Here is an 11,795-nt window from a genome sequence, read left to right as displayed (position 1 = left end):
CGTTTGGCGGCGGGTGACTGCATCATCGAAGTTCTAATGTGACAGCATATAGAAATTGAACATCTGCGCTCAAACTATTAGTGATGAACGCTGAAAGCACTGATTTTAATCAAAATAATATGATAATACTGCTATTCGCTGGATTACATGGCTTAGTTGATGGTTCGCTTAGGCACGCTAAAGGCTCTACCAGAGATCTCGCGACGCGCTGGCTTGTAAAGTTGCTCGCCTCCGTCTTACATCCCTTGTGTCGTCTATTCGTTCCGGGATGCTTCTTGCTGGGTTTTATTATCGTTCCGAAAACCCCAGCAGCCGGCCAAAACGGGCGATCCTTCCAAGACCACCAGCCGGTCGTACCATCCCCGCAGGTGGCTGCGCTCGGTCGTTTCGGCACGGTACCGGTGAGTTACCACACCGGGGTGCCTAACATCTCGGTTCCATTACACACCATTCAGTTGCGCGGGCTAGCGGTGCCTCTGGCCCTCGGTTACCACAGCACCGGTTTGCAGGTCGATATGCGCGCGTCAGACGTGGGCTTGGGGTGGAGTCTCACGGGAGCGGGGGTAATCGGCCGGGTTATTCGCGGTTTGCCTGACTTTCAGGAGGGTTACGCGACGGGCCGTAACCGGTTGCGGGTTTTACCCTTTTACGACCCGCTTGAAGTGGAACCTAACGACAACAGCTTGATAGAGTATTGCCGCAACGTGTCCCTAGGTACAATTGACACCGAGCCGGACGTATACACGTACTCTTTCGCCGGGCGCAGCGGCAAGTTTGTTTTTGACACGTTAGGTAGGGCACATCCTATACCTTACGAAAATTTGCGTATTGAACGCTTTACCGGGTCAAATCCTGAAGAAGAAGGCTTTTCTATAATCGATGAAGCCGGCAACCAGTTTACGTTCGGGTTTGATCCGATCAGCCAAGCCCAGTTTACTGAGTCGACCACCACAACCCAGGGACAGTACTGCCAGGGCGGGCTGCGCGGGCGCCGGAACCTCTCTGGCAAAACGGGCTACTTTCTGACGCGCATCATCACGGCGTACCAGGACACCGTCACCTTTACGTACGTGCCGTCCACGGCAACCTACACCAACCCAGTGGACCTGACCGTGCATGAGCTTGCCTACTCCGAGAGCAACAGCGGCCTTTTCCAATGTGCGCCGATTACAAACAGCAACAACTGCTACTCGACAACAAACCACTTCACCTACGCTCTCGCCAGTGTTACCCACGGCCGGGAAACCGTGACGTTCTCGTACGAGCCCGGGCGTTGGGACTTGGTAGACGGGGCAGCCCTGCGGGAGGTGGTGGTGCGGTACGCCGGTGTGGAAAAGCAACGGTTTACCTTGTTCCATAGTTACTTTTTAACCCCCGGCGCGGGTGCCCCACCGCCGTCGGCCTCCATGGAAGAGCGCTTGGCCATTAGCAAGCTTAGCCGTTTACGTCTGGATTCAGTTCGGCAGCAGGGCACGCCAGCGTACCACTTCGCGTACAACGCGCCGGACCGGGTGCCATTTCCACCCATTCATTCCTATGCACAAGACGCGTGGGGCTACTACAACGGACACACGGAGAATGCCACCCTCGTGCCGCTGCCAAACAACACCGGGGCCAACCGTAGCGCAGACCCTGTGGCCCAAACGGTAGGCATGCTGCGCCGCATCCGTTACCCTACCGGGGGCACGTCCACCTTTACGTTTGAAGCCCACCAAGTCAACAACGTGCAATTGCGACCGGGGCAGTGGGAGCTTTTGGCCGGGGCTTCGGCCGACGCGAACAACAACAACCCAGAAGCCCGTCATTCCGAAACCTTCACGCTCACCGAAACCAAAAGCGTTCGAATGACCTACCGGTTTCCGGAGGCTTACAGCAGTGGCGGAACCTCGCCGGGAACGGGCGTACCTACCGGCAACCACGACCCCCTGCCTGGATCGGGAGGTACCACGTTCACCGGGGGTAACGGTTCCGTTGACTTACGATCACACGACGGCTTTCTCATCTATTCCGCCAATTCCAGTGGAGGAACCGGAAACGGTCATGCACCAGAAATCATCTCACTGCAACCCGGCACGTACGTCGTGACAGCACGGGCCATGGCCCCGTACGACGGGATGCAATCCGGTCAATTCCTAAGCTATTCCAGTTCGATCACCCTAGAAGAATATAAAGTTCCGCCTCCTCTCCACAGCGGAGAATACGTGGGCGGCTGCCGCATCAAGCAAATCGTTACCGATGGGCAAACGCCGTACGGGCCCGCCCAACGTACTACCTACGGATACGTGGACTCGCTCGGCCATTCCACCGGGTACCTGCTGAGCCGGCCAAACTTTCAGACGGAGCTGCGGCAGCTGTCCACTTCCTCGCTGGGCTCCTCAAGCTCGCAAAATGCCTGCATTTACTACGCCTACCTGCAAAGCAGCGCAAGCGAAGTTGGCACCACGGCAGGCAGCACCGTGTCGTACGGGCAGGTGCATGTAACAGAGGGCGATCAAACCGGCCCCGATCGTTCCATGCGGCGGTTCGACTACAGCAGCTCCCTGGACATCACCCGCTACAGTAATAGCTACCCCTTTCCGCCGCCAACCAGCTTCGAGTGGTTGCGGGGACGGCTGCTGCGCGAAACGGATTACAAGTTTGTGGATGCCGCTTACCAGCGGGTACGCACCAAGACGTACGTCTACCAAGAAAATTACACCGAGCTGAACCTCGTACGGCGCGGCACGCCGCGGGCAGCCAACGAAGCAGCCATTCCGGGGTTTAGGGTATACGAGAAAAAACCCGGTGATCAGTCCGCTGCCTGCAACTGCAACACCAATCCGATCTACGAGATCATTCCCTACTACTACCATTCAGCTTCCGCTTACCTGGTCCGCACCAGCGAGACCCTGTGGCAAAACGGGGTGCCCTATACCACCGCCCAACGCTTAGCCTACGACGACCACAACTTACAAGTAAAAGAAGAGCGGCGCGCCACCGGCGGCGGAGATACGCTGGTGACCCGCCGCACCTTCGCCCACAACTACGCCGTAGGCGCCGCTTCACACCCAAGCTTGGCCGCGTTGCGCCACATGCAGCAAGCGCATATTACCACGCCGGTCGTTGAAACCATCCAGTCCAAAATCTACGCTAGCGGGCAAGAATGGGAGTTGGGGCGCCAGCTATCCGAGTACCGCCTGCTGCCGCAACGTCAGGTCCTGAACGCTCGCCAGCACGATCTGCAACGCCGGGTGCAATGGCGAGGCTTCAGCTCCGCCGGGCCTGATTCCCTTCGCTACGATCCCGCGTACCGCCAGCGCCAGAGCATTAGCCGCGCGGACCGCCGGGGTAATCCGACGCAGGTAAGCGCACCAGGAGCCGTCCCAACAAGCTTTTTGTACGGGTACCACGATCGCCTCGTCATTGCTAAAGCGGTAGCCGCTGCCCGCGAAGACATTGCCTGTACCAGTTTTGAGCCAGTGGCCACGGGTGGTTGGTCATTTGCGCTCGGCCAGCGTATTGCCGGGGGCCGCACGGGCAAGTGGGCTTACCGACTAGTGCCAGGCGACGCACTCACCGCGCGCGGGGGCCGCAACGGCTCCTATACGGTTAGCGCGTGGGTGCAAGGCGGGGAACCGCAGGTACGGGTTAACGAGCAGCCCGTAGCAGCGGGTAGGGAGCTGCGTCAAATAGGTTCATGGCGCCTCGTTAGCTGGACCGTAGTCCTTCCTGCTGGCGCCACGGTCTCGTTCCATGGTCACACCCCCTTGGTATTGGACGACGTGCGGCTGTACCCCGCAGGGGCGCTGGTGACTACGTACACGCACGATCCGCTCGTGGGGGTGACCTCGCAAACAGACGCCAGCCACCGCACCACTACCTACGAGTTTGACGCGATAGGCCGACTCGTGCGCGCCCGCGACGAGCAGGGCCGCATTCTTTCTGAAAACGAATATCGCTACGCGCAACACTAGATCATGCCCTTAATACTATCTGCTATGACCCTACTGGGACGCCAAAGGCCACGCCGTGCGGCGGCCCTATTCGTATTCCTTGTCCTGTGGACGGTTTCCTTTAACACCTCGCTGTGGGCGCAACCCGCCGGGCAAGGCATAGTAGCCGACACCACGGAACTACGGGTTCTGCGGCAGTTCTACTACGCTACCGGTGGTGCTGGGTGGACGCGAAAGGACAACTGGCTTAACGGCACGACCCTCGCCGATGTCGCCAACTGGCGCGGGGTGCGGGTAGCCAACGGGGATGTTACGTCCCTGAACATGTACGCCAACAACCTGCGGGGCTCCATCCCGGCTTGCTTGGGGGAGCTGCAGGGCTTGCAGGAGCTGGCGCTCTGGCAGAACTGGAACGGGCTGACGGGGGCAATCCCGGCCGAACTGGGCAAGCTCAGCCGGCTGAAGAGCTTGTCGTTGCAGCAAAACGCGTTGAGCGGGACCCTGCCGGCCGCGCTGGGCCAGTTGCGGCAGTTGCAGTATCTAAACTGCTACAACAACCAGCTTTCCGGGCACATTCCCGTGGCGCTTACCCGGCTGCACAACCTACAATACCTGAGCTTGAACGCCAACGTGCTGAGCGGGAACATTCCGGACTCGGTATCGCGCCTGCGTCGCCTCCGCAATTTGGATCTGGGGGTCAACCCGCTCGTGGGTCCGTTACCCGCTAGCTTGGGCCAATTGGATTCGTTGGAGATCCTGCACCTGTGGCAGAACAAATTTCAAGACTCCATCCCCGCGGCCTGGGGAAGCATGCGGCGCCTGCGGGTGCTGCACCTGGCGCAAAGCGAAATCATCGGCCGCCTGCCGCGCGAGCTCGGGCAGCTCACCGCCCTCGAACACCTCAGCGTCTACGTCAACCAACTCACCGGGCCGATACCCACCGAGCTCGGCAATTGCCGCCAGCTGCGCACGGCTCATTTCGAGTTCAACCGCTTGTCGGGTTCCGTTCCACCTAGCGTCGGCCAATTGTACCAACTGGAGGAACTGGCCGCCAATTACAACCAGCTAACGGGTTCGCTTCCTGTGGAGCTGGGCCGCTGCACAAAACTCCGGGCGCTAATCCTACACGGCAATCAGCTTTCCGGCTACCTCCCGGACTCGCTAGCGCACGCGGCGGGGCTGGCGCAGCTGCACCTGCAGGACAACGCCTTTACGGGCGCCGTTCCCAAAGCCTGGGGCAACCTGCGCCGCCTGTACGAGCTGCACCTGCACAACAACCAACTTACGGGCCCCCTGCCCCAGGAGTTGGGTCGGCTCACCAACCTGCTGCGCTTGACCGCGGGCCGCAACGCCTTCTTCGGGCCCTTGCCCGATTCGCTCGCGCGCTTGCAGAAGCTGCAGGAGCTGGATCTAAGCCGCAACCGATTCACCGGTACGCTGCCGGCTTCGTGGTCGGCGTTGGGCGGTCTCCACGTGTTGGAACTAAGCGGCAACCAACTGACCGGCAGCATCCCCGCGGCCTGGGCCCAACTCAACAAACCCTACCGCCTCAGCCTGCACACCAACCGGCTGACCGGCGCCATCCCGGACGGGTTGAACGCGACGTTCCTCATCCTGGACAACAACCGCTTGAGCGGGGAGGTCCCGGCGACGCTGGCCTTCTCCCAGCTGAGCATCAACCACAACGAAATCACCGGTTTTCCGGATTACCATCGGCTCATTGACGGGGTGCAGTTCGACCTGCAAGTGTCGGGCAACTACATCGATTTCGGCTCGTTTGAGCCGAACCAGAACACGCCCGGTGTCTACCAACATTGGGGTTCCGGGCAACGCGTGCCCGAGCCGGCTGACACGCTTGAAGCCGTGCACGGCCAGTACGCCACGCTGCAGCCTACGCGCCAGCCCGGCGGGGAACACACCCGCTACCAGTGGCAACGCCGGGTCGGACAAGGCTGGGTGAACCTGGCCGGCGAACGGGACTTGCCCCTGCGCCGGGGGCCCATGACGGAGTCGCTCGAAGGCGAGTACCGCGTAGAACTCACCAACGACGCGGTACCCGGGGTGACGCTCTACAGCCGCACCATCTACCTGACGCAGCTGCCCTACCAGCCGCTGGCCTACAACGAGCCGAAGGCGGACAACTGCCCGGCCCTCGATCCGGCAACGGATCAAGCACCCGCGCCCGGCAGCGACGCCGGCGCTTCCCTCAACTACGTGCGCACCTACACCGCCCGGGCTGCGTTCACGGACCCGGAAGCCTTGCGGGCGGCCTCCCAGCAGCAGACGCAGGCCCAGGTGCGGGTGAAGACCGAGTACCTGGACGGCTTGGGCCGCCCGGTGCAAACCGTGCTGCGGCACGAATCGCCCGAAGGCCGCGACCTCGTGCAGCCCGTCGCGTACGACGGCTTGGGCCGGCAGCCCAAGCAGTACCTGCCCTACACGGCCAGCCCCGCCGCGGCGGACGCGGCGGGCTACCACCCCAACGCGTTGCGGGAGCAATTTCTCTTTTACCGGGGAGCGGGCGTGGATACCCGGACCGGGCAGCCGGTCAGCGCCGATCCCATGACGCAACAGTTGACGGCCACGCTGCCCAAGACGGGCGTGGCGTACGCCGAATCGCTTTTCGAAGCCTCGCCCCTGAACCGGGTGACCGCGCAGGCGGCGCCGGGCGAAAGCAGGCAACTCACCGCCGGCCGCGCGGTGCTGCTGGAGGAGCGGATTAACACGGCCACGGACTCGGTGCAGCGCTGGGAGCCGGGCTACGCAGCGGAACGCGAAGACCTTGCCTACGCCGGTGCGTACGCGCCGGGCGAGCTGTGGGTCAAGCAAACCCGCGACGAGCAGGGGCAGTACACGCAGGAGTTTACCGATAAAGAAGGCCAGCTAGTGCTCAAGCAGGTGGGCCTGAACGGCACGCTCACCCAGGGTCCGACGCAGTGGCTGAAAACCTACTACGTCTACGACGATTTCGGACGCCTGCGGGCGGTGCTGCCCCCCAAGGCGGTGCAGCTCATCCGCCAAAACCACTGGCAGCTGACCGGGGCGGGCGTGGAGCGCCTGCTCTTCCGCTACCACTACGACGCGCAGGGCCGCCTGGTGGAGAAAAAGGTGCCCGACCAGGACGGCTACCAGTACACGGTGTACGACGCGCTGGACCGGCCGGTGCTCACGCAGGACGTGGCCCAGCGCACCCGCGGCGAGTGGACGGCCACGAAGTACGACGCGCTCGGCCGCGTGGTCTACGCGGCGCTGACGCGCTTTCCGGAGCTGAGCGGCACCCCGCAGCAGGTGCATACGGCCCTGCAGGACCAAGCGGCTTCGGCCACCCGCCTAAACGAGGAGCCCAGCGGCACCGCGACGCTCACCCGGGCGTACTACAGCAACGCCGCGTTCCCGCGGCTGAAAGCCACCGATCAGCTGCTGACGGTGGCGTACTACGACCACTACGACTTCAACCGCGACGGGCAGGCCGACGCGCAGTACGCGGCGCCGACCGCGGCGCAGCTCGGCGGCGAAGTGCCCCAGGCCGACGCGCGGGTCACAGGGATGGTTACCCGCTCACTGGTGCGGGTGCTGGGCGTGGCCGAGACCGAACCGGGCGCGTGGCTGACCACCACCACCTTCTTCGATGACAAGGCCCGCCCCGTCCAGGTGCAGAGCACCAACACCCGCGGCGGGCAGGACGTCGTGACCACCCGCTACGACTTCGCCGGCCAAGCGCTCGGCAGCTACGCCACCCACCAAGGGCCCAACCACGCCGAGCTGGCCGTACGCGAGTCGCACCGCTACGATCACGCCGGCCGCCTGCTCGAGACCACGCAGCAGGTGGACGACCAACCGGCCGTCACCCTGGCGGCGCACCGCTACAACGAACTCGGCCAGCTCGAGCGCAAGGACCTGGGCAACGGCCTGCAAACGCTCGACTACCGCTACAACATCCGCGGCTGGCTGACCCAGCTTAACAACCCCGACGCGCCGCTCGACGGCACCGGGGACGTGTTCGCCCTCTCGTTGCACTACGACTGCGGTTTTCAAGCGCCGCAGTTCAACGGCAACATCGCCGGCCAGACCTGGCGCGGCTACCACGACAACGTGCAAAGGGCCTACGGCTACCGCTACGACCAGCTGAGCCGCCTGCTGCAGGGCGACTTCCTGGCCCGCACCGGCGCCGCGGCCGGCGCGGGGTGGGGCGCCGAGCGCTCCAACTACCGCTTCTGGGGCGCCAGCTACGACGCCAACGGCAACCTGCTGACCTTGCGCCGCCGCGGCCTCGTGCAAGCGGCCTCGCGCACCAGCCCGGCGCAGTACGCCGAAACCGACAACCTGCGCTACCGCTACCAACCGGCCGGCGGCAGCGCCGAGGTCGCGAGCAACCGCCTGCTGCGGGTGGACGACTTGGCCCCGGCCGCCAGCAGCTTCGGCGCCAAGCAGCCCGCGCGGCCGGACTTTGCCGACGGCCCCACCAACGGCGCCGCGCAGCCGGACTACGCCAGCCAGGGCGCGGTGAACCCCGACTACGGCTACGACGCAGCGGGCTCGCTCGTTAGCGACCGCAACAAGGGCATCGCGCGCATCCGCTACAACCACCTGCGCCTGCCGCAGAGCATCGCCTGGACCTCGGGCGACTCGCTGCAGTTTCGCTACACGGCCGCCGGCCAGAAAGTGGCCAAGCTGGCCTATGCCAAAGACAAGCCCGTGGTGCAAACCGACTACCTGGGCGCGTGGCAGTACGAAGGCGACTCGCTGCGCTGGCTTTCGCACGGCGAGGGCCGGGTGCTGCGCTTCGTGCAGCGCGACGCGGCGAACCAGCTGCAGACGCGCTACGTGCACGAGTACACCCTGAAAGACCACTTGGGCAATTTGCGCGCCGCCGTCAAGCGCGGCGAGACCCGCCAATACCGCGCTTTCCTCGAGCCGGCGGAAGATGAGCGGATCCGCGAGCGCCGGGAGTTCGACCCGGCCTCCGTCTCGGAGCCCATCCGCGTCAACACGCACGGGCAGTTCGCCCGCACGGGCGCGGGCGCGGCGCGCACCAACGCGGCCGCCGGGCAGCCCATCGGCCCGCTCAAGCAGCTGGCCGTGCGCAAGGGCGACGTGGTGGACGCGCTGGCCTACGGGGCGTACTGGCAGCCGGTGGAGCACCCCAACTGGGCCTACTCGCTAGCCGGCTTCGTGGCTTCCCTGCTGCAGCAGCCGGCTCCACAGCCCGGCACGGACGGGGTGCCGCGCCAGCGCGTGCTGCCCCTGCTCACGGTGGGCCTGGCCACGGTGCAGGCTTTGCAACAACTGCCCGATGGGGTGCCGACGGCCTACCTGCGCCTGCTCGTCTTCGACCGCGACTCGAACCTGGTGGCCACCAAGCTGCGCCGCCTCTCGCGCGTGGCCCACATCAACGGCACCCACCCCGAGCGCCGCTACGAGGAGCTGCAGGACTCGGTGCTGATCAAGCAGGACGGCTACGTGCAGGTGTACGTGGCCAACGAAAGCGACACGGACGTGTACTTCGACGACGTGCAGATCGAGCACCGGCAGGGGCTGCAGGTGCAGGAGACCCAGTACGACCCCTACGGCCTGGAACTGGCCGGGCTGAACCACGTCCCTTCACTGGAGAACAAGTACACCTGGAACGACAAGGAGCGCCAGGACGAGTTCGGCCTTAAGTGGAACGACCACGGCTGGCGTTTCTTCGACCCGCAGCTCGGTCGTTGGGTGGTGGTAGACCCGGATGCCGAGGAGGCCGATCAAGAGAGCTGGGGTACCTACCAGTTCGGGTACAATAACGCCGTGCGCTATAACGACCTCGACGGCAGATTGCCTGGCTGTTGTGGGGATGACCAAGAAGCTCAAGCTTCCGGTCAATCTGAAAGTGCTACTTCAGCTGCTGGAGCCATGATAGGACAAGTGTTCGAAAACTTGTCAACTAAAGTCACTGGCGCGGTTAACGCTGTGGCGACGTGGTGGGATTCGCCATTAAATGAACATATGAGTAATGGCTACTCTGCTCAGGCTGGATATGAGGTTAAAACTAAAGGAGAGGCCGTTCTGCACGTAGCTGTTTTAGTTGGTGCAGGCTTAGCAGAGTATAGCATGAATAGGAACGCGGCGAGTTCTACAGCAAGAGGCGGGGCTGCACTACCACCTTCAACTGCCGGAGGAAGCTCACGATCAAGGCAACCAGTAGGCCCAATTACTGGTTACACTAGACATGGTTTGAATCAGTCTGTAGGGAGAAACGGTGGCAGAGGAGTAAACGCTGCTTCAATTAAGGAAGCTGTAACAACACCAAAGTCCGTGGTTCAACAAGCGAATGGTACAACAAAATATAATGGCAACAGAGCTAAAGTGGTTCTAAATTCAGATGGAAAAGTCGTCACAGCAATGGGCAAATCAAGAGGCCCTCAACTTTATCAAGAAGGTAGAAAGACTGGGGGTGGTCGCGCTCAAAGGCGCGCGATACAAGAAACTGGAGCTTCTTACAACCCTAGAGCAGTTAGATGAGACAGATATTAATTTCTAAAGAAGATTTTAAATCTTTAAATCGTTGGATTGACTTAGAAAACAGAGTCAATCTTACGGTAATTCCTGCAGGTAAACAGTTACTGCTTGAAGGCACCCAAAATGATTTTCTTAATATTGTCGATATGTTAACTGATGAACTAATGTCCCGAGGAATAGAGAACAATTCTTCTATCAACCAAATTGGATATGAACTTGAGCGTTTGATTGACCTAATAACAGATGCTGCTTTCGAATAAATTCTGATCAAAAACGAGATAAAAACCCGGACTACAGATATGACGCGGCGGGCTCGCTGACCAGCGACCGCAACAAGGGCATCGCGCGCATCCGCTACAACTACCTGCGCCTGCCGCAGAGCATCGTTTGGACCTCGGGCGACTCGCTGCAGTTCCGCTACACGGCCGCCGGCCAGAAAGTCGCCAAGCTGGCCTACGCTAAGGTCAAGGACCCGGTGCAAACCGACTACCTGGGCGCGTGGCAGTACGAAGGCGACTCGCTGCGCTGGCTTTCGCACGCCGACGGGCGGGTGCTGCGCTTCGTGCAGCGCGACGCGGCGGGGCAGGTGCTGCCCGCCCGCTACGTGCACGAGTACACGCTGAAGGACCACCTGGGCAATTTGCGCGCCGCCGTCAAGCGCGGCGAGACGCGGCGCTACGAAGCCGGATTTGACTTTGCCACAGATCCTGACGGCTACGAGCGGGAAAAGCATCTGTTTGACTCCGTCTCGGTTTCACCGCCCGTGCGCCACCAAGTGCCGCTGCAGTTTAGTTTCCGCGGCGACGGGGTGGCCCGGCTGACGGCCGGCACCGCGGACCCGGCCCCGGTCGCTGCGCTCAAGCAGGTAAGCGTGGCCAAGGGCGACCGGGTGCGCATCACGGCCCAGTTGCTCTACGACCAACCCGTGCAGCATAACTGGAACTTCGTGCTGGCCGGCTTCGTCAACGCGCTCGTGCAGCAGCAGCCGGCCCCGGCGGTGACCGGGGAGGGAGGGAGCAGGCGGCCGCGCGTGCTGCCCTTGCTCAGCCTAGGCCTAGCCTTGGCCGAGCCATTAACGCACCCGGACCCGGCGGTGCCGCGCGCGTACGTGCGCCTGCTCGTGTTCTGCGCCGACTCCAACCTGGTGGAGCAGGCGGTTACCCCGCTCACGGCGGAGATTATAGCCAAGCAGGCGGGCTATGTGGTGGCATATGTGGCCAACGAGAGTAAGCAGCTGAAGCAGGCCAAAACCGGCCTCGTCCGGTTCAGCAGGAGTTGAAGGCGCAAGACGAGACAATCCAGGTGCGCTATCCGCTGGTAGAGTTGGGCCCGATAGGCCAGGAGCTGGTCTAAGCTATCGAGCTGTTG

Annotated in this window: 4 protein-coding genes; all 4 read left to right on the top strand. The window is 62.5% G+C overall.

The genetic code is table 11. The annotated features are described in order from the left end of the window. The first annotated feature begins 80 nt into the window (after positions 1-80). Complete coding sequence (locus ASU33_RS17205) at positions 81-3,953, top strand: RHS repeat domain-containing protein (protein WP_149867282.1); 3,873 nt, start codon at positions 81-83, stop codon at positions 3,951-3,953. 24 nt (positions 3,954-3,977) lie between these two features. Continuing rightward, entirely contained in the window at positions 3,978-10,430 is a 6,453-nt protein-coding gene (locus tag ASU33_RS17200; RefSeq protein ID WP_059072060.1) for a DUF6443 domain-containing protein, read from the top strand. Beyond that, the gene (locus ASU33_RS17195; RefSeq protein ID WP_059072059.1) at positions 10,427-10,687 is read left to right on the top strand and encodes a hypothetical protein; all 261 of its coding nucleotides are present in this window, start codon (positions 10,427-10,429) and stop codon (positions 10,685-10,687) included. Before ASU33_RS17200 ends, ASU33_RS17195 begins: the two co-directional genes overlap by 4 nt. Before the next feature lie 215 nt (positions 10,688-10,902). Beyond that, on the top strand, positions 10,903-11,706 hold the full coding sequence (locus ASU33_RS17190) for a hypothetical protein (RefSeq protein ID WP_059072058.1): 804 nt from the start codon (positions 10,903-10,905) through the stop codon (positions 11,704-11,706). Positions 11,707-11,795: the final 89 nt, after the last annotated feature.

The organism is Solirubrum puertoriconensis, from assembly GCF_001483135.1.
In the GTDB taxonomy this organism is placed as follows: Bacteria; Bacteroidota; Bacteroidia; order Cytophagales; family Hymenobacteraceae; genus Solirubrum; species Solirubrum puertoriconensis.
This window is presented reverse-complemented; position numbering and strand designations above follow the sequence as displayed.